Origin of the sequence: Catenuloplanes atrovinosus (genome assembly GCF_031458235.1) — a bacterium.
GTDB classification, from domain to species: Bacteria; Actinomycetota; Actinomycetes; order Mycobacteriales; family Micromonosporaceae; genus Catenuloplanes; species Catenuloplanes atrovinosus.
Genome location: NZ_JAVDYB010000001.1, coordinates 3,995,327 through 4,014,317, shown reverse-complemented (window position 1 = coordinate 4,014,317; position 18,991 = coordinate 3,995,327). Strand labels below are relative to the sequence as shown.

General features: G+C 71.8%; 18 protein-coding genes. 7 read left to right on the top strand and 11 right to left on the bottom strand.

Features of this window, described 5'->3' with window-relative positions; genetic code table 11:
• Positions 1 to 19: 19 nt before the first annotated feature.
• A complete protein-coding gene (locus J2S41_RS18030; protein WP_310369046.1) occupies positions 20 to 766 on the bottom strand; it encodes a sensor histidine kinase in 747 nt (248 codons plus the stop codon).
• A gap of 39 nt (positions 767 to 805) precedes the next feature.
• On the opposite strand from J2S41_RS18030, the gene J2S41_RS18025 reads away from it, so the two are divergent.
• On the top strand, positions 806 to 1,450 hold the full coding sequence (locus J2S41_RS18025) for a response regulator (RefSeq protein WP_310369045.1): 645 nt from the start codon (positions 806 to 808) through the stop codon (positions 1,448 to 1,450).
• Between the two features lie 63 nt (positions 1,451 to 1,513).
• Here the strand turns inward: J2S41_RS18025 and J2S41_RS18020 are convergent, their stop codons facing one another.
• The 4 genes from J2S41_RS18020 to J2S41_RS18005 all read right to left on the bottom strand — a co-directional run bounded on the left by J2S41_RS18020 (position 1,514) and on the right by J2S41_RS18005 (position 4,640).
• A complete protein-coding gene (locus J2S41_RS18020) occupies positions 1,514 to 2,770 on the bottom strand; it encodes an Nramp family divalent metal transporter (RefSeq protein ID WP_310369044.1) in 1,257 nt (418 codons plus the stop codon).
• Entirely contained in the window at positions 2,760 to 2,942 is a 183-nt protein-coding gene (locus J2S41_RS18015; RefSeq protein WP_310369043.1) for a hypothetical protein, read from the bottom strand. Before J2S41_RS18015 ends, J2S41_RS18020 begins: the two co-directional genes overlap by 11 nt.
• 112 nt (positions 2,943 to 3,054) lie before the next feature.
• A complete protein-coding gene (locus J2S41_RS18010; protein ID WP_310369042.1) occupies positions 3,055 to 4,224 on the bottom strand; it encodes a zinc-dependent alcohol dehydrogenase in 1,170 nt (389 codons plus the stop codon).
• The gene (locus J2S41_RS18005; RefSeq protein ID WP_310369041.1) at positions 4,221 to 4,640 is read right to left on the bottom strand and encodes a hypothetical protein; all 420 of its coding nucleotides are present in this window, start codon (positions 4,638 to 4,640) and stop codon (positions 4,221 to 4,223) included. Before J2S41_RS18005 ends, J2S41_RS18010 begins: the two co-directional genes overlap by 4 nt.
• Positions 4,641 to 4,740: 100 nt before the next feature.
• Here J2S41_RS18005 and J2S41_RS18000 point away from each other — a divergent pair, with 100 nt between their 5' ends.
• Both J2S41_RS18000 and J2S41_RS17995 read left to right on the top strand, forming a co-directional pair.
• Complete coding sequence (locus J2S41_RS18000) at positions 4,741 to 5,211, top strand: DUF2231 domain-containing protein (RefSeq protein ID WP_310369040.1); 471 nt, start codon at positions 4,741 to 4,743, stop codon at positions 5,209 to 5,211.
• A 46-nt stretch (positions 5,212 to 5,257) separates the two neighbouring features.
• Positions 5,258 to 5,392 carry a hypothetical protein gene (locus tag J2S41_RS17995; protein ID WP_310369039.1) on the top strand — a complete coding sequence of 45 codons (135 nt, stop codon included), beginning with the start codon at positions 5,258 to 5,260 and terminating at the stop codon, positions 5,390 to 5,392.
• A gap of 1,450 nt (positions 5,393 to 6,842) precedes the next feature.
• On the opposite strand, the gene J2S41_RS17990 is transcribed toward J2S41_RS17995, so the two are convergent.
• On the bottom strand, positions 6,843 to 7,985 hold the full coding sequence (locus J2S41_RS17990; protein WP_310369038.1) for an LCP family protein: 1,143 nt from the start codon (positions 7,983 to 7,985) through the stop codon (positions 6,843 to 6,845).
• 259 nt (positions 7,986 to 8,244) lie between these two features.
• On the opposite strand from J2S41_RS17990, the gene J2S41_RS17985 reads away from it, so the two are divergent.
• Positions 8,245 to 9,384 (top strand): LCP family protein, encoded by a 1,140-nt coding sequence (locus tag J2S41_RS17985; protein ID WP_310369037.1) that lies wholly within the window; start codon positions 8,245 to 8,247, stop codon positions 9,382 to 9,384.
• 54 nt (positions 9,385 to 9,438) lie between these two features.
• Here the strand turns inward: J2S41_RS17985 and J2S41_RS17980 are convergent, their stop codons facing one another.
• On the bottom strand, positions 9,439 to 9,612 hold the full coding sequence (locus J2S41_RS17980; protein ID WP_307236520.1) for a CsbD family protein: 174 nt from the start codon (positions 9,610 to 9,612) through the stop codon (positions 9,439 to 9,441).
• An 84-nt stretch (positions 9,613 to 9,696) separates the two neighbouring features.
• On the bottom strand, positions 9,697 to 9,882 hold the full coding sequence (locus J2S41_RS17975) for a hypothetical protein (RefSeq protein WP_310369036.1): 186 nt from the start codon (positions 9,880 to 9,882) through the stop codon (positions 9,697 to 9,699).
• Positions 9,883 to 9,985: 103 nt separating this feature from the next.
• On the opposite strand from J2S41_RS17975, the gene J2S41_RS17970 reads away from it, so the two are divergent.
• Positions 9,986 to 10,384 carry a ChaB family protein gene (locus tag J2S41_RS17970; RefSeq protein WP_310369035.1) on the top strand — a complete coding sequence of 133 codons (399 nt, stop codon included), beginning with the start codon at positions 9,986 to 9,988 and terminating at the stop codon, positions 10,382 to 10,384.
• A 196-nt stretch (positions 10,385 to 10,580) separates the two neighbouring features.
• Positions 10,581 to 13,709: a LamG-like jellyroll fold domain-containing protein gene (locus J2S41_RS17965; protein WP_310369034.1), complete on the top strand. Its 3,129-nt coding sequence runs from the start codon at positions 10,581 to 10,583 to the stop codon at positions 13,707 to 13,709.
• 338 nt (positions 13,710 to 14,047) lie between these two features.
• Here the strand turns inward: J2S41_RS17965 and J2S41_RS17960 are convergent, their stop codons facing one another.
• On the bottom strand, positions 14,048 to 16,528 hold the full coding sequence (locus tag J2S41_RS17960) for an MMPL family transporter (protein WP_310369033.1): 2,481 nt from the start codon (positions 16,526 to 16,528) through the stop codon (positions 14,048 to 14,050).
• 34 nt (positions 16,529 to 16,562) lie between these two features.
• Positions 16,563 to 17,186 carry a TetR/AcrR family transcriptional regulator gene (locus J2S41_RS17955; RefSeq protein WP_310369032.1) on the bottom strand — a complete coding sequence of 208 codons (624 nt, stop codon included), beginning with the start codon at positions 17,184 to 17,186 and terminating at the stop codon, positions 16,563 to 16,565.
• A 191-nt stretch (positions 17,187 to 17,377) separates the two neighbouring features.
• On the opposite strand from J2S41_RS17955, the gene J2S41_RS17950 reads away from it, so the two are divergent.
• Positions 17,378 to 18,031, top strand: a complete 654-nt coding sequence (locus J2S41_RS17950; protein ID WP_310369031.1) for a ThuA domain-containing protein — start codon at positions 17,378 to 17,380, stop codon at positions 18,029 to 18,031.
• Positions 18,032 to 18,104: 73 nt separating this feature from the next.
• Here the strand turns inward: J2S41_RS17950 and J2S41_RS17945 are convergent, their stop codons facing one another.
• Positions 18,105 to 18,938, bottom strand: coding sequence for a helix-turn-helix domain-containing protein (locus tag J2S41_RS17945; RefSeq protein ID WP_310369030.1), 834 nt, complete (start codon positions 18,936 to 18,938; stop codon positions 18,105 to 18,107).
• Positions 18,939 to 18,991: the final 53 nt, after the last annotated feature.

The following is an 18,991-nucleotide window of genomic DNA, read 5'->3' as shown; positions in this document are numbered from 1 at the left end:
AGTGCCCGGGGGGCGGGCCTCACCGGGCCAACCGCTGGCCCCGGCGTGACAGTCCGGGACGGCGGGGGAGGAGCACACAGACCGCGACCCCGGACGGTACGACCGGGCGCGCGTGGACGCTGCCGCCGTGCCGCCGGGCGAGCTGCCGGACCAGCCACAGTCCCAGGCCGTGCATGCCGGCCGGTGCCGCGTCCCGGCGCAGCGCGGCCGTCAGCTCCGCGGTGACCTCACCCTCGTCGCACACCATCAACCGCAGGGACCGCGCGCCGGTACGCGCGAGCAGCGTGATCCGGCCGTCCGCCGGCCCGTGCCGTACCGCGTTGGCCAGCAGGTTCATCAGGATCTGCCGGGTGTGCCGGGGATGCACCGGCCAGCGGGCCGCGGCGGCGCCGACCCGCAGGTCGAGGCGGCCGTCCGGCACGGTGGCGGCCAGCTCGGGCAGCAGCCGGCCGAGCGGCACGGTCGCAGCGTCGTCCGGCGCGCGACTGAGCCCCTCGGCGATGTCGGCGGCGTGCCGCAGCAACTCCTCCAGGTGCCGGGTGTGCGCGGCGGCCAGCCGGGCGAGCGCGTGCGAGTCGTCCGCACCCCGCGCCGGCGGGTCCGTCTCGCGGTCGAGCGCGCGCAGGAGCGAGCCGAGCGTGCTGACCGGCGGGCGGAGCTCGTGGCAGAGCGTGCGCAGCACCAGCATCTCGCCGGCGGTGACCGCGCCCGGCCGGGCGCGCCCGGGGACGAGGCGCTTGGCGAGGCGCCACAGCGAACCGGTCATGACGCGCATGTCCGGGATGCCGGTGGGAACGCGGGCGACATGTCGCCCCCCGCGCTGCGCGTCGTGCTGATCGACGACCATCCGCTGTTCGTGCAGGGCATGGAGTTGCTGCTGCCCAGGATCACCGGTGGGCGGGCGACCGTGGTGGCCTCCACCGGGGACGCGGCCGGCGCGGCGGGGCTCGTCCTTCGTACCGTGGCGGATCTGGCCCTGGTGGATCTGCACATGCCGGCGCCGGGCGGCATCCGGGCGATCGCGGCCATCCGGCGGACGGTGGCACGCACCAGGATCGTGGCGATGTCCGGGGACGAGAACCCGGAGCCCGCGGTCGAGGCGCTGCGTGCCGGCGCGGAGGGCTTCCTGCCCAAGTCGATGGACGCGGAGGCGCTGCTGTCCCCCCTGCTGTCCATCCTGGACGGCTGGTCGGTGCTGCCGTCCTGGCTGCTCGGCCCGCTGCTCACGCCCGGGCGCGGGCCCCGCCCGGCACCGCCGGTGCACCTGGACGACGCGGAGCGGCGCCTGCTGCGGCTGATCGCGGCCGGTGCCACCACCACCGAGATCGCCGAGGAACTGCACGTCTCGGAGCGTACGGTCAAACGGCTGACCGCCACGCTGCTGCGCAAACTGCGCGTGACCAGCCGGACCGAGGCGGCGGCGCTGGCCGGAAGCGCCGGCCTGATCTGAGATCGCATCCGTGACCCCCTTCGCGGCGACCGGGTGCCCGCCACGAAGGGGTACAAACGGGGCTCAGCCCGCGAACGTGCGGATCAGCAGGAACACGTTGAGCGCGATGATCAGCGCGGCGACCACCGAGGCCGCGACCGTCGTGATCGGACGGTTGACGTGCTCGCCCAGCACGTCCCGGCGCCGGGTCAGCATCACCAGCGGCACCAGCGCGAACGGCACGCCGAACGACAGCACCACCTGGGACAGCACCAGCGCGGTGGTCGGGTCCACGCCGAGCAGCAGCACCACCATCGCGGGCGCCATGGTCAGCGCCCGGCGTACCGTCAGCGGAATCCGCCGGCGGATGAACCCCTGCATGACGACCTGGCCGGCGTACGTGCCCACGCTCGACGACGCGAACCCGGACGCCAGCAGCGCCAGCGCGAACGCGAGCGCGGCCGCCGAGTCCAGGCTGACGCCGAGCGCCGCGTGGATGCCCTCCAGCGTGCCGGTGTCGCCGACCGCCCGGCCGTGGAACAGCCGCGCCGCGATCACCAGCATGGCCAGGTTGACCAGCCCGGCCAGGCCCAGCGCGACCAGGATGTCGAGCCGCTGGCAGCCCAGCGCGCGGCGCAGCTCGGCGGGCCCGCTGATCCCCGGCGTGCGCGTCTTGGCCAGCGCGGAGTGCAGATAGATCACGTGCGGCATGACCGTCGCACCCAGGATGCCGGTGGCCAGCAGCAGGCTGTCCGCGCCGGAGAACGACGGCACCATGCCGGCGGCCAGCGCGGCCGGCTCGGCGCCGGAGCGCAGCACCGTGTAGAGGAAGCCGGCCAGGATCACGCCGAGCATGCCGGCGATCACCGACTCGAACGTGCGGTAGCCGCGCTGTTGCAACCCGAGCAGCGCGAACGAGACCGCGCAGGTGATCGCGCCGCCGATCGGCAACGGGATGCCGAACAGCAGCGCCAGCGCCAGCGCGCCGCCGATCACCTCGGCCAGGTCGGTCGCCATCGCCACCAGCTCGGCCTGCACCCACAGGCCGCGGCTGACCGGGCGGGGCAGGTGCGCGCGGCACAGCTCCGGCAGGTCGCGGCCGGTGACCAGGCCCAGCTTCGCGGACAGCGACTGGACCAGCATCGCCATCAGGTTCGCGCCCAGGATCACCCAGACCAGCTGGTAGCCGAACGCGGCGCCGCCGGTGAAGTTCGTGGCGAAGTTGCCCGGGTCCACGTACGCGACCGCGGCCACGAACGCGGGCCCGAACCACGGCGCGACCCGCGCGATCCGGGTCCGGATGGTGAGCGGCGCGACGGCGACGGCCTGCTCAACGGCCATCGGGCGCCCCGGTCCGGCGGGTGAGCTCCCGGGCGTACCCGGCCACCCACACCATGCCCAGCAGCGCCGCCGGCGCGGCGGCGGCCGGGCCGGGCGCGACCAGCAGGGCGATCAGATAAAGGCCGATGACAGCGGTACGGCCGAGCATCGCGGTACTGACGCGGTCCGGCATGACGTGTCCCCCTTCCGCGGGTGTCCTCTCCTCGCCGAAGGGACTGCCCCGATCCGGCGGCCCGCCCGGGCCGACGCGTGTCCCCCCGGGGACACACGCCGGCCGGGTACCGTCAGGGCTCGAAGACCGCGCGCACGCAGCCGTCCTCCTTGTCCTTGAACATCCGGTATCCCTCGACACCGCGGTCCAGCGGCATCACGTGGGTGGCCAGGTGCTCGGTCACCAGCTCGCCGCGCGCCATCCGGTCCAGCAGCATCGGGATGTACCGCTGGCCGTGCATCTGGGCACCGCGGACGGTCAGGCCCTTGTTCATCATGGCGCCGAGCGGGAACTTGTCGACGAACCCGGCGTAGACGCCGAGCACGAACACGCTGCCGCCCTTGCGCGCCTGATAGATCGCGTCCCGGACCGCGGACGGCCGGTCGGTCTGCAACCGCAGCTGCTGCTTCACCTGGTCGTACGCGTGCTGCGGGCCGGGCCGGTGCGCCTCCATGCCGACCGCCTCGATGCACACGTCCGGGCCGCGCCCGCCGGTCGCCTCCAGCAGCGCCGCGCCCACGTCGTCGCGCACATAGTTCAGCGGCTCCGCACCGGCGAACTTCGCGGCCTGGTCGAGGCGGTTGTCGTACCGGTCGATGATCAGCACGCGCTCCGCGCCGAGCAGCACGGACGCGCGCGCGGCCATCTGCCCGACCGCGCCGGCACCCCAGACCGCCACCACGTCGCCGGGCTTCACGCCGCCGAGGTCCGCGCCCATCCAGCCGGTCGCGGCGGAGTCCGACGCGAACAGCGCGCGCAGGTCGTCGACCTCGTCCGGGATGGTGAACGCGCCGACGTCGCCGAACGGGACCCGGATGTACTCCGCGTGGCTGCCCGCGAAGCCGCCCATCGCGTGCGAGTAGCCGAAGCAGCCGCCGGGCGCGAAGCCCCACATCGACTCCGTGATCGCCGGGTTCGTGTTGCCGTTGTCGCACAGCGAGTAGAGCTCCTGCGAGCAGAACCAGCACCGGCCGCAGGACACGAACGAACTGACCACCACCCGGTCGCCGACCCGGTGTTTGCGCACCTGCGCGCCGACCTCGACCACCTCGCCGACGAACTCGTGGCCGAGCACGTCCCCGCGGCTCATGAACGGGATGTACCCGCCGATCAGGTGCAGGTCCGAACCGCACGTGACGGTCTTGCGCACCTTGACGACGATGTCCTGCTCGTTGCGCATCTCGGGGTCGGGCACGTCCCGTACCGCGAGGTCGTTCACGCCTTCCCAGCACAGCGCCCTCACAGCCGTCCCTCCTGCCGTCCGTGCCGGGTCGCGTACGCCAGCGGCGCGCCCAGCGGCGTGCGCCGCGTCGTCGGCGGCGCGTCCGGCAGCAGCACCTCACCGGTCTCCACCAGCGTCCGCGTCTCGCGCAGCGCGCGGCGCAGCGCCCGCACGCCGTCCGGGTTCGGATTCACGCAGCGCGCCGCGATCTCCGTGCCCCGGCCGCCGGGCGCCGGGCGGACCCGCACCTGGATCGCCTCACCCAGATCGTGCAGCGGCTGCGGTTGCGGCCCGACCTCCTCCGGCTCCCGGTTGATCGTGATGCTGTGCCAGCGGTCGTCGGCGGCGGCCCGCGCCTGCCGTCCGCGGCGGACCGCGGCCACCGCCGCCACCCCGACCGCACCGCCCACCGCCATCGTGAACACCGCGCGTCTCATGTGCTCGTCTCCTCTCGAACGCCGTCCGCGACCGCGTGCCCCCAGGCACCTGCTTCAAACGACGCGGTTCAGGCGCATCGACGCGGGTATGCGCCGTCGCATGCAGACACGAGTACGCGCGCTGGGCCACCCGGTGCATCCGATGGTCATCGTCTTCCCGCTCGGACTCCTGGTCACCGGCACCATCTTCGACCTCGTCCACCTGATCACCGGCAACGACGTATTCGGCCAGGTAGGCTTCTGGAACATCGGCGCCGGCCTGATCGGCGCCGTCATCGCGTCCGCCACCGGCTGGCTCGACTGGACCGCCATCCCGCCCGGCACCCGCGCCAAGCGCATCGGCCTGCTGCACGGCGCCATCAACGGCCTGGTGCTGGTGCTCTTCCTGATCTCATGGCTGCTGCGCCTGGACGGCACCACCCACGAGCCCGGCGTGCTGGCGTTCGTCCTCGAGGTGATCGCCCTGGCCGCCGGCAGCGGCGCGGCCTGGCTCGGCGGCGAACTCGTCGACCGCCTCGGCATCGGCGTCCACGAGGACGCCCACCCGGACGCGGCCAGCTCCCTGTCCTGACCCCCGGGTCCCCACCGCACACATCGCAACCGAAAGGAGCACGACCATGACCGAACAGCCGGACCGCGGCGCCGCCGAAGAGGGCTACGGCGTTCCCGAAACCGAAACCGAGGAGCGCGCCGGCCAGAAGCCCCCGAGCGAGCCGGACCCGGACCGCGCCGACGACGACAAGAACGACTGACATCGACGGCCGGGCGCGGGACCTCTCCCGCGCCCGCCGGCTCTCCCGCCTCCCGACCGGCTTGGCCGGGTGCCCCTGTTCCCGGGAGCGCGGTGCCGCTCCGGGGGCCGATCTCCGCTTCGGCCCGGCCCGGGTTCCGTGCGCTGTGCCGCTTCGGGAAAACCTTGTGACCTCGATTTTCCCGCTTCCGGCGGGTCGAGTTCCGCATGCTCCCGCGGGCAAACCTCGCCGCGGGCTCCGACTCCGCTAGCGCTCCGCTCCGCACGCGGCGACGGAGCCGGTTCCGGCGTGGCCGGGGGGTCCGCTTCGTGCGTGGCGCTGGAGCCGGTTCCGGTGTGGCCGGGGGAGTCTGCTTCGTGCGTGGCGCTGGAGCCGGTTCCGGTGTGGCCGGGGGAGTCTGCTTCGTGCGTGGCGCTGGAGCCGGTTCCGGTGTGGCCGGGGGAGTCCGCTTCGCGCGTGGCGCTGGAGTTGGCTCCGGTGTGGCCGGGGAGTCCGCTCCGCAGGCGGCGCTGCAGCCGGTTCCGGCGTGGCCGGGGGAGAGTCCGCTTCGCGCGTGGCGCTGGAGTTGGCTCCGGCGTGGCCGGGGGAGTCCGCTTCGCACGCGGCGCTGCAGCCGGTCCCGGCGTGGCCGGGGAGGTTTGTGCGGTGCGGGTCGTTCTCAATCCTGGCCGCGTGATCGCGTGCGGCGTTTCGCCGCCGATCGTCGACCGCGGCCGGAATGGCGGCGGAGCCGCGACCGTGTGGGCGGCATTCCGCGGAGAATGCGATGCCGGATATGCATATCGTCGCCGCTCGCATGACCGTGCGGCTCAAGAAGACCACGATCTTTCTTGCGAATTTGCTTGATCGCCCACTTTGTGAGGCGTAGGCACGTTATTCGGCCGGAATAACGTGCCTACGCCTCACAAAGTCAGAATGGCGATCAACTTCCATCGCCAATATGCCGAAATATCGGGCGCGGGGCGCCCGCCGATGCGGAGCACTATTCGCCGACCGGCAGGCTCACCCGCCGACCGGCAGGCTCACCCGCCAACCGGCAGGCTCACCCGCCAACCGCCAGGGTCGGCTGCCGGTCACCAGGGCTGGCCGTTGCCGCCGCTGCGCGTCGGCCGGAGCGGCTGGCCGTTGCCGCCGCTGCGCGCCAACCGGCAGTGTCGGCTGCCGACCGGAATCCGCTACGCGGCGGTCGGGCGTCAGCCGGAGCGGCTGGCCGTTGTCCGCCGCTGCGCGGCAACCGGCTGCGTCGGCTGCCGACCGGCACCCGCCACGCGCCGGGACACCAGCCGCCGTGACGCTGGCCGGCGTGGCCGGCCGCCACCTGGCAGCCGCTGTCGGGCGTCAGTCGCCAGCGGCAGGGCCGGCGGGCGTCGGTTGCCAGCGGCAGGGCCGGCGGGCGTCGGTTGCCAGCGGCAGGGCCGGCGGGTGGCTGGGGCAGAGGAGTGCCGGAGTGTTACTTGTCCGCGGCGGGGGAGTCGGCGTTGTAGTCGGGGTGTTGGGTGAGGAAGGTGTCGAGGGTGCCGTTCTTGGCGGCGGTCAGCATGTCCATCGAGGGCTGGTCGAGCATCTCGAACGACGTACCGTTGATGAACTGGGTGTTGGTCTTGCCGGCGTTGGTCTTGAGTAGCACCATGTCGTCCGCGCGGAGGTTGCGGAGGGTGAAGACGTAGTCGGCGATGGAGGCGTCGCCGGTGTCCAGGACGAATGCGTCGCCGGCGGCGGCGACCAGGTCGTTGAGTTTGCCGAGGTCGGTGAGGACGCCGCGGGTGGTGGCCTTGTCCACGATCGCCTTGATCAGCTGCTGCTGGTGATTCTGCCGGTCGTAGTCGCCGTTCGGCAGGCTCTTGCGGATGCGGGAGTAGTCGAGCGCCTCGGTCGCGCTCATGGTCCGGCAGCCGGGGCGGTGCACGAACGGCTGCGCCCCCGGCGGGAGCTGGATGCCGTACGCCTCGGAGTACCAGCCCTGCACCAGTTTGCCGTCCGCGTCCACGCCGAGGTGCGCGGACTCGGCGGCCTCGGCCACGCACATGTCCACGCCGCCGAGCGCGTGGATCACGCTGGCGAAGCCGTCGAAGTCGATGATCGCGGCGCCGTCGAACTGGATGCCGGTCGTCTTGTTGAGCGTGGTCGACAGCAGGTCCACGCCGCGGCCGAGTTTCTCCATGCGGTCGCCGTCGCCCGCGTACCCGGCGGAGAACGCGGTGTTGATTTTGTCGCTGATGCCGGCGAAGCCGTTCTTGCGGTACGCCGGGATGTCGACCAGCCAGTCACGCGGGACGGAGATCAGGTACGCCCGGTCGTGCGCCTTCGGGATGTGCAGGATGATGATCGTGTCCGACCGGACCGAGTCGCCGTCGCTGCCACCGCCGGTGTCGCGCGCGTCGATGCCGACCAGGAGCAGGTTGATCGCGCCGTCGATGGCCTTGCCCTGCTCGCGCCGGGGTGCCCGGGCGTCGCCCTCGATCAGCGTGGTCTGCGGGATGGCCGCGGTCGCGCCGTCGATCAGCATGCGCGCGCCGACGATCGTGCCGGTGCTCGCGACCGCCAGCACGGCGCCGAGAATGAGGACGATGCGCGCCCAGCGCGGAATTTTCATCTCGTACGCCCCCCGTCGGTCTGCGGTTCCTGTTCCCTAACGACATCTCGGGAAGTCATCAGGTGCCGGTATTGATCCGGAAAGCGACGCAGCTCACATCGTTCCTATCCGTTGTCGTCAATGATTGCTAGCCTGCGTGAGGCTCGGATCGAGCGCCGGGGGAGGGGTGCGCACGATGAGCGATTTTCAACCTGGCCTGCGGGGCCGGGGGGCGCGGCGGCGCTGGACGGTTCGGGTGCGCCAGGGTGAAAAAGGCTCAATGGTGACGAAGCGTCGCGGGGATCCGCTGTGGGCGCGACTTCTCCTGATCTTCGGCGCGGTGCTGGTGGTGCTCAGCGGTGGCACGCTGGTCGCGGCGCACACGGTGATCAACCGGGCGTCGACCGCGTTCACCCAGGGCTCGCTGTTGGAGGGTGACGCCGCCGCGCAGGACGGCGCGTCCGGCAACAACATCGACGGCGCGGTGAACCTGCTGCTCGTCGGCATCGACGCGCGCCCGCCCGGCTCGTCCGAGACCGGCGTCCTGTCCGACACGATCATCATTCTGCACATCCCGGAGACGCACGATCAGGCATACCTGATCTCCATTCCGCGGGACTGGCTGGTCGAGGTCCCGGCGTACGAGAAGGCCGGCTTCCCCGGCGGATCTTACAAGATCAATTCAGCGTTCTCGTACGGATATAACGTCCAGGGCTCCGAGCTGGAAAAACGCGCCAGCGGCATGACGCTGCTCTCCACCACGCTCAACAAGGTGACCGGCATCCGCTTCAACGGCGCCGCGATCATCGACTTCAGCGGCTTCGCCAGTGTGATCCACGCGCTCGGCGGCGTGGACATGTGCGTGGACGAGACGGCCGAGTCCGCGCACCTCGGCGTGGACGCGGACGGCAAACTGGTGCAGGGCTGGCACTCCGAGGCGGCCGGCATCCAGCTCCCACCCGGCGTCACGCCGTTCGTCCACGAGAAGGGCTGCCGGAAGATGAGCGCCACCGAGGCGCTCGACTACGCGCGCATCCGCAAGAGCCTGAGCGACGGCGACTACGGCCGCCAGCGGCACCAGCAGCAGCTGATCAAGGCGATCGTCAAGCAGGCCACCACCCGGGGCGTGCTCACCGACCTGGGCAAGCTGAACAACCTGGTGAAGGCCGCGGGCGACGCGTTCGTGCTGGACACCGGCGGCATCCCGCCGGCCGACTTCCTGTTCACGCTCAAGGGCGTCGCGGCCAACGACCTCACGCTGATCAAGACCAACGCCGGCAACGTCAACACCGTGATCGTCGACGGCATCGCCTACGAGGACCTCGACGACAAGTCCCTCGCCATGCTCGACGCCGCGGAGGCCGGCACGCTCGGCACCTTCCTGATCGAGAACCCGCAGTTCATCGCCCGCAGCAGCTGACACGCGAAACGGGTGGCCGCCCCGAGGGGCCGGCCACCCGTTAAGACGCTGTGGTCAGGACTTGAAGGCGTCCTTGACGTGCTCGACGGCCTGCTTGACGTGGGAGCTGCTCTGGTCGGCCTTGCCCTCGGCCTCCAGGTCGCGGTCGTCGGTAGCGCGGCCGACGTGCTCCTTGACCTTGCCGCCGGCTTCCTCGACCTTGTTGTCGATCTTGTCATCGGTGCCCATGTCGACCTCCGTGCGGTGCAGGCCCGATGGGATCCGGGCCGTTCACATAACCGGCTACCCGGTATGCGACCGGCGGAAACCAGCTCAGTCGGTCGGCTCCATGCCGGACCAGCCGCCGGGCGCCTCCGGTTCCGCGTCCTCGTCCTGGCCGCCGGTGATGTCCTTGCTCACCGCGGTGTCCTCGTGCTCGCCGGCGAAGTCCGGGTCGGGTTCCGGGTCGGCGACGCCGGCCGGCTGCCCGAGCGGTGACTGCTTCTCGTCAGGGGTCATGGCGGTCGGCTACCCGCGCGCGACGGCGGCAAACGGCCGCATGACGCGCGCCCGGCCGGGTAGGAGAGTCACGAACGAACACCAACCACCAGGGAGGTACGTCATGCCGGCCCGTGAGGACATGCCGAGCACGCTGAAGCGGTCGCCGAAGAAGGCGCAGGAGACGTACGCGAAGACGCACGACTCGGCGGTGGAGCAGTACGGCGAGGGGGAGCGGGCGCACCGCACCGCGTTCTCCGCGGTCAAGCACTCGTTCGAGAAGGTCGGCGACCACTGGGAGCCGAAGGCGAAGAAGGGCCCGAGCGACGCCAAGGCCGCGGGCGGGCGGAACACCCGGGCGAAGACGGCCGGCGGCGTGGACGCGAACGCCTCCAAGACCCACCTGATGGACGTGGCCAAGCGGCTGGAGATCCGCGGCCGGTCCCGGATGACCAAGCCCGAGCTGGTCGACGCGATCCAGAAGGCGAACGCCTCCAGCACGCGCAAGGCCCGGAGCAAGTAGGCCGGGCGATCACGCCGGTGGGCCCGGTCGGCGGTCCACCGGCGTTCTACTGTGCACGGTTTTGTTTCACTCTGTTGACATCGCGAATAAAGATCAGTCAATGTGGATCGGCAATCGTCGTCGTCCGGAAGGGACACGCCTGATGCCGAGATCGCCCCTGCGGTCATTCTCCCTGGTAGCGCTGCTGATCCTATCGATGATCGTGTCGCCCGCGGTCGCCGCGACGGCCGCCCCGGCGACCGTGCACGGCCTGAAGGGCGAGTACTACCGAATGTCCGCTCCGGGCGCCCGCGACTTCGCGGAGCTGGGCGGCGTGTCGCTCGACCCGAACATCGACCTGCCCGGCCTGGCCGGCACGTTCGGCTCGCTGACCGGTCGCACCGAGCACACCACGGCCCGCTGGACCGGCAAGCTCACCGCGCCGGCGACCGGCGACTACACGTTCCACATGATCGGCGACAACGGCTTCCGCTTCCTGCTGGACGGGCAGCCGGTGATCGACCACTGGGTCGGCGACTGGGACGTGGAGCAGACCAGCGCGCCGGTGCACCTGGTGGCCGGCCAGGCACACGACGTACGCATCGAGATGTTCCAGGACATCGGCGGCGCGAACCTGTTCCTGCGCTGGTCCGCCGCCGGCCTGGCCAAGCAGATCGTGCCCGAGTCCGCGTTCACGCCGCCGGACGGCTTCCAGGTCTACCCGGTCACGTTCGGCGTGCAGAAGGACGGGCGCACGCTCGTCGCGGACTTCGAGAGCCGGATCGACGCCGCGCCGTCCGCGAGCAGCCTGACCGTCGAGGTCGACACCACGCCGATGCCGATCGAGGCCGTCGCCGTGCGCGGCAAGCGGCTGGTGATCACGCTGGCCGAGAAGATCCTCAAGGACCAGCGGGTACGGATCGGCTACACCGGCGAGGGCGGCCTGGTGGTGGGCGGCGAGGCCGTACCCCAGGTGATCCGGTCCGCCTCGAACGCGTCCACCCAGCGCCTCACCACGCCGTGGGGCGACAAGCTCGACCGGAACAAGCCACTGCCGGAGTACCCGCGGCCGCAGCTGATCCGCAAGCAGTGGCTCCACCTCAACGGGCCGTGGGAGTTCGCGGACGCCGAGGCCGGGGAGGCGCCGGTCTTCGGCAAGCGGCTGGACGAGCGGATCATCGTGCCGTTCCCGGTCGAGTCGCAGCTGTCCGGCATCGAGCGGCGCGAGGACCACATGTTCTACCGCAAGCTCGTCACGGTGCCGCGCGACTGGTCCGGCAAGCGGATCAAGCTGAACTTCGGCGCGGTCGACTACCAGGCCCGGGTGTGGGTCAACGGCACGCTGGTCACGGAGCACACCGGCGGATACACCGCGTTCACCGCGGACATCACGGACGCGCTGCGCGGGCGCGGCGCACAGGAGATCGTCGTCGCGGTCACCGACACCACCGGCCCGGACCAGCCCAAGGGCAAGCAGTCCACCAGCCCGGGCGGCATCGTCTACACGCCGTCGTCCGGCATCTGGCAGACCGTCTGGATGGAGCCGGTCGCCACCGCCGCGATCGACTCGCTGGTCACCACGCCGGACGTGGCGCGCTCCGCGCTCACCGTGACCGTGAAGTCGGCCGCCACCAACGCCAGGGTGACCGCCACCGCGCTGGACAAGCAGGGCCGCCGCGTCGGTACGGTCAGCGGCGCTGCCAACACGCCGCTCCAGTTGAAGATCACCAACCCGCGGCTGTGGAGCCCGGACGACCCGTACCTCTACGACCTCGACGTCACGCTCACCCAGGGCCGGGTCACCGACACGGTGCGCGGCTACTTCGGCATGCGGCACATCGAGGTGCAGACGGTCGGCGGCTTCCCGAAGCTGGTGCTCAACGGCAAGCCGGTCTTCTCGCTCGCCACGCTCGACCAGGGCTTCTTCCCGGACGGGCTGTACACGGCACCGAGCGACGCGGCGTTGCGCTTCGACCTGGAGGAGACCAAGAAGCTCGGCTTCAACGCGGTCCGCAAGCACATCAAGGCCGAACCGGCCCGCTGGTACCGGCACGCCGACGAGCTGGGCCTGCTGGTCTGGCAGGACTTCGTCTCCGCGACCATCCGCACCACGGCCGGCCAGGAGGCGTTCCTCAGCCAGGGCCGGGAGATCATGGAACAGCTCCGGTTCTCGCCGTCGATCATCGGCTGGGTGGTCTTCAACGAGGGCTGGGGCGAGTGGGACCGCACCGCCACCGGCCAGATCGCCGAGCAGGTCAAGGCCGCGGACCCGTCCCGCATCGTGAACGCGCACTCCGGCGTGAACTGCTGCGACTCCAAGGGTGACTCCGGCAAGGGCGAGGTCATCGACCACCACGACTACAACAACACCGACCCGCCGTTCCCGGACGCCACGCGCGTGGCGATGGACGGCGAGCACGGCGGGTTCACGCTCCGCACGCCCGGCCACATGTGGCCCGGCGCCCCGGCCGTGATCTACAGCGGCGTGGCGGACAAGGCGGCGCTGACCGCGAAGTACGTCGACAACACCGAGCGGTTCTACCTCGAGGCCGCGGGTGCGGAGCTGTCCGGTTCGGTCTACACCCAGATCACCGACCTGGAGAACGAGCTCAACGGCCTCTGGACGTACGACCGGCGGGAGATCAAGGTCGACCCGGCCCCGGTCAGGGCGATCAACCAGAAGGTGATCGCCGCGGGGGCGTCCGCCGGCGAGGACGCGACCTTCCCCGGCCGCGGCGACTGGGCGCTGGACGAGGGCAGCGGCACCACCGCGCGCGACACCAGCGGCAGCGGCGCCGACCTGACGCTCACCGGGAACACCGCCTGGACGCCGGGCGTCTCCGGCTCCGCGCTGGCCTTCGACGGCGACGGTGACGCGGCCGAGACCGCCGGGCCGGTGGTCGACACCGCCGGGTCGTACACGATCGCCGCGTGGGTGTCGCTGGACGAACTGCCCGGCAACTACGCCACCGCGGTCAGCCAGGACGGGCGGCGCGCGGAGAGCCCGTTCTACCTGCAGTACGGCCAGGGCGCGTTCGCCTTCAGCACGCCCGGCGGCAACCGCGCCCGGCTGCCCGTCACGCCCGACCTGAACCGGTGGTACCACCTGGTCGGCGTCCGCGACGGCGCCTCCGGCGAGGTCCGGCTGTACGTGGACGGCGCCCGCGCGGCCGCCACCACCGCCGGGCCCGTGGTGGTGAGCACCGGCTCGTTCGCGGTCGGCCGCGCCAAGTACGCCGGCAACGAGACCGACTGGTGGTCCGGCGCGATCGACGGCGTCCACGCCTACGACCGCGCCCTCACCGACGCGGAGGTGACCGCCCTCTTCACGGCCGAACGCCGCTGACCCTCCCCGCCCTCGCCCCGCCGCGCCTCCGCACCCCCGCCTCGCCGCGCCCCTGCCCCGCCGATCTAGGTCACATTCACGTGATTGGAGATCAAAGCGCCGGAATCCGCCCTAGATCGACGCGGCCAGGCGGGGCGAGGCGGGGCGGGGCGAGGCGGGGCGAGGCGAGGCGGGGGCGGGGGCGGGGGCGGGGCGAGGGAAAGGTGATGCCCGCCGCTGGGGCGGCGGGCATCGGGTTGTGGTGAGCGGGTGCGGGACCGGCAGGGAGGTCGGTCAACGACCGACCGGTGCCCGCGGGAGCATGCGGACCGTCACCACGCCGGAAGCGGGTAGATCAATCAGGGGATGGGCGTTGCCGGAGCGGCCTGGCCGGTGTTCTCCGGGGTTTCGTGCGGGGTGGAGGGGTGGCGGCGTTCGAGGGCGGCGCCCTCGACGTCGACGTTGGGCAGGATGCGGTCGAGCCAGCGGGGGATCCACCAGGCGGAGCGGCCGAGCAGGTGCATGATGGCCGGGATCAGCAGCATGCGGACCAGGAACGCGTCGGCGAGGACGCCGAAGGCGAGGCCGAAGCCGATGGAGCGGATCATCGTGGTGTGGGAGAAGATGAAGCCGCCGAAGACGGAGATCATGATGATCGCGGCGGCGGTGACCACGACGCGGCCGGCGTGGACGCCCTGCCGGACGGCGAGGCGGGCGGCGGAGCCGTGGGCGTAGGCCTCACGCATGCCGGAGACCAGGAACAGCTGGTAGTCCATGGCGAGGCCGAACAGGATGCCGATCAGGATGGTGGGCAGGAAGCTGAGGATGGGGCCCGGGTCGTGTACGTCGAAGATCTGGCCGAGCCAGCCCCACTGGAAGATCGCGGTGATGCCGCCGAACGTGGCGAACAGTGACAGCACGAAGCCGAGCGTGGCGGTCACCGGCACCAGGATCGACCGGAACACGAAGATCAGGATGATCAGCGAGAGGCCGACCACGACGCTCAGGTAGAGCGGCAGCGCGTCGGAGAGCTGCTCGGAGACGTCGATGTTGCCGCTGGCGCTGCCGGCCACGCCGAGCGTCACGTTCCCCTCGACCGGGGAGAGGCCGCGCAGCGTGCGGACGAGTTCGCCGGTCGACTCGCTGTTCGGGCCCTCGGCGGGGACGACCTGGAACGCGAGCAGCTTGCGGTCCTCGGAGAGGCCGACCGGCGCGACCGCGGTGACGTCCTGCTGGCCGAGCAGCAGGGTGCCGATCCGGACCTGCTCGGGACGGGCGGCCTCCTCGTCCGCGACCGGGGCGGGCAGTTCCGCCACGACCAGCAGCGGGCCGTTGACGCCGGCGCCGAACTTCTCCTCGATCTGCTGGTACGCCTGGTACTGCGTGGAGTCCTCGGACTCGGAGGAGCCGTCCGGCAGGCCGAGCCGCATGGACAGCGCCGGGATCGCCACCACGATCAGCACGGCCAGCGTCGCGACCGCGGTGAGGATCGCGCGGCCGGTGCCCATCGGCGTGGTGGGCGTGGTGTCGTGGTGCGGCTGGCCGATGGTGGCGCGCGCCTTGCGGGTGAGCACGCGCAGCTTGAGCAGGCCGAGCAGCGCGGGCGTGAGCGTGACCGCGATGATCACGGAGACCGCGACGCAGATCGCGCCGACCGTGCCCATCAGGCCGAGGAAGCCGATGCCGGTGATGTTCAGCGCGAGCAGCGCGACCAGCACGGTGGAGCCGGCGAACACGACCGCGTTGCCGGAGGTGCCGTTGGCCAGGCCGATCGACTCGTGCACGTCCATGCCGGCGAGCAGCTGCCGGCGGTGCCGGTTGAGGATGAACAGGCTGTAGTCGATGCCGACCGCGAGGCCGAGCATCACGCCGAGCACCGGCGTGATCGAGAGCATGTCGATGACGCCGGACATGGCCAGCGACAGCGTGACGCCCACGCCCACGCCGACCAGCGCGCCGACCAGCGGCAGTGCGGCCGCGATGAGCGTGCCGAGCATGACGATCAGCGTGATCGCGGCGACGACCAGGCCGACCGCCTCGCCGACGCCGAAGACCTGCGGGACGGTCTGGGTGATCTCGTTGGAGAAGTCCGCCTCGACGCCGGCCGGGACGCCGCCGGTGACGTGGTCGACGACGCGCTCCTTGATCTCCGGCGTGACGTCGAGCTGGCGGTCGGTGAAGACGACCGCGGCGACCGCGGTGGTGTTGTCCGTGGAGACCGTGCGGATCTCGGAGGACATCTCGATCAGCTTGCGGCCGACGTCGACCTTGGCGGCCTCCGCGTCGAGCTGCGTGCGGCCCGCGTCCAGCTGCGCCTGCTGCGCGTCGAGCTGCGCCTGCTGCGCCTCGAACTGGGCCTGGGCCTGCGGCGGTGCCTGCGCCTTCGCGGCCTCGAGCTGCTGCCGGCCGGCGTCGAGCTGCTGCTGACCGGCGTCCAGCTTCGCCCGCTCGGTGTCGATCCGCTCCTGGCCGGCGGTCAGCTGCTCGGTCTGCGCGGCGATCTGCTGCGCGGTGGCGAACGGGTCGCGTGTGGTCGCGACGCCGTCCAGCTCGCCGGTGGAGGTCAGCAGCGCGCCGATCGCGGCCTGCTGCTCCGCGGTGAACGGCGCGCCGTCGCCGGTGTGGAACACGATCGTGCCGGTGCCGCCGCTGGCGGCCGGGAAGCGCGCCGCGAGCTGGTCGGTGACCTTCGCGGTCTCCGTGCCCGGGATCGTCACCTGTGACGACAGCGTGCCGCCCGCGACGAAGTAGGCGGTGACGGACAGGCCCAGGATCACCAGCCAGGTGATCAGGACTGCCCAGGCTCGCCGGGCGCTGAAGCGTCCCAGGCGATACAGCATCTCTGCCATGGTCCCTTTGCTTTCGATCGTACGGTCAGTAGCCGGTGCGGACGTTGTCGATGAGCCGGTCGAGCAGGCGGCCCCAGAGCGCGAGCGCCGCGTCGTCGGTGGCGGCGCCGGTCTCGGTGATCCACCGGTGGGCGATCACCTCGACGCCGTGCATGAGCGAGCTGACCAGCAGTTCCGCGTCGAGCGAGTCCTCGGCCGCGTTGCGTTCGGCCAGTTCACGGGCCAGTTCATCGGTGGTACGCGAGAACGTGGCCTGGAAGATCTGCTGCGGCCGCGGGTCGCCGGGGCCGAAGCCGCCCAGCGCCTGCCAGATGAACGCGATCACGCTCGGCACGTCGGTGGCCCGCAGCGCGGCGGTGACCGCCTCGAACATGGAGGCGCGGTTGCCCGGCTCGACCGGGCTGGCGCTGAACGCGGCGCGGAAGTTGTCCACCACGACGCCGAGCACGTCGGTGCACGCGGTGGTGACGATGTCGTCGATCGAGGAGAAGTGGTTGAAGACCGTGCGCCGGGAGACGTCCGCGCGCGCGGCGAGCTGATCGACGCTGAACCGGGCCGCACCGCTCTCCGAGATGAGCGCGGTCGCCGCGTCGATGATCGCGCGACGGTGACGCGCCTTGAGCGCGGCGCGGCGATCGGTGGGTTGCACGTTCTTACACTAAGTGCACCGTTGCACTGGGTGCAACGAGTTGTGACGTACTCGCCTATCCGTATCGTCCCAGCGTGACCGCGCGACCGGGCCGTAACGGGATGGAAAGAGAACGCGAACCGGCGTTGACATTCGGTCACGGCCGGGCCTGACGAGGCCGGCGCCGGGACCCGCCCGCTAGGCTCGGCCGGGTGCGAATCCTGGTGTACAGCCGGACGACGGGCTTCCGGCACGACTCGATCCCGGCCGGGGTGGCGGCGCTGACCGCGCTCGGCCGGGATCACCGTTTCGAGGTCGTGGCGACCGAGGACCCCGCGGTGCTCACGCCCGGGGAGCTCGCCGGGTTCGCCGCCGTGACGTTCCTCAGCACCAGCGGCACCATCTCCGCCGACCCGTCCGCGCGGGACGCGCTGGAGCGCTACGTCCGTGACGGCGGCGGCTTCGCCGGCATTCACGCCGCCTCCACCACCGAGTACGACTGGCCGTTCTTCGGCGAGCTGGTCGGTGCCCGGTTCGACAGGCACCCCGACGTGCAGCCCGCCCGCCTGCTCGTCGAGGATTCGGCGCACCCGGCCACCGCGCACCTGCCCGCGGTCTGGTCACGCACCGATGAGTGGTACGACTTCCGCACCAACCCGCGCGACCGGGTGCGTGTGCTGCTGCGCGTGGACGAGACGTCCTACACCGGCGGCGCGATGGGCGCCGACCACCCGCTGGCCTGGTGTCACGACTCCCTGGGCGGCCGATCCTTCTACACCGCGCTCGGCCACACCGCCGAGTCCTACGCGGAGCCCGCCGTGCTCGGCCACCTGCTGGGCGGCATCCGCTACGCCACCGGCGGCTGACCGGGCGGTCACCACCAGGCGGGTCGAACGCCGAACATCGCGGCGCGGCCGACGGGTCAGGCTAGCGGGGCGGTCAGGGCCGTTCGGTCAGGGCGGTGGCGGCGAGCGTGGCGAGGAGCCGGAGGTTGTCGGCGGCCGGGGTGCCGGGCTCCGCGTGGTAGACGACGAGTTCCTGCCCGGGCGCGGAGCGCACGTCGAACGTGTGCATGCGCAGCGTGGTCTCGCCGATCTCGGGGTGCCGGAACGTCTTGACCTCCAGGGACTTGCCGCGCGCGCGGTGTTCGGCCCAGAGCGTGCGGAACTCCGCACTGTGCTCGGTCAATGTGGACAGCACCTCCCGGAGGCGCGGGTGGTGCGGTGCGCCGCCGAAGGCTAGGCGGAAGCCGGCGACCGCGTTGGCGGCGGCCTCGGGCCAGTCGCGGTAGAACGCGCGGGCGGCCGGGTCGAGGAACAGCGACAGCATCAGGTTGCGGGAGAACGGGAAGCCCCGGAACAGCGCCTCGGCGAGCGGGTTCGCGGCCAGCACGTCGTAGGCGCGGCCGTACAGCAGCGCGGGGTTGTCCGGCCAGGCGGCCATGAGCGTCAGCAGCGCCGGGTCCGCGCGTTCCGGCCCGGTGTCGACGCCGCCGCGCGGTGCCAGGCCGGCCAGCCGGAACAGGTGCATCCGGGCGTCCTCGTCGAGCAGCAGCGCGCCGCTCAGCGCGTCCAGCATCTGGGCGGACGGGGTGCGCTCGCGGCCCTGCTCCAGCCGCACGTAGTAGTCGACGCTGACGCCGGCCAGCATCGCGACCTCCTCGCGGCGCAGCCCGGCCACCCGCCGCACGCCGGTGCCGGTGATCCCGACCTCGGCGGGGCTGACCTGGTCGCGCCGCCGCCGCAGGAAGTCGCCGAGCGGTGATCGTGCCATGGGATCACTGTATGGCGGAGCACCCGGGGTCGCCTGGGTGCGGTGCACCCAGG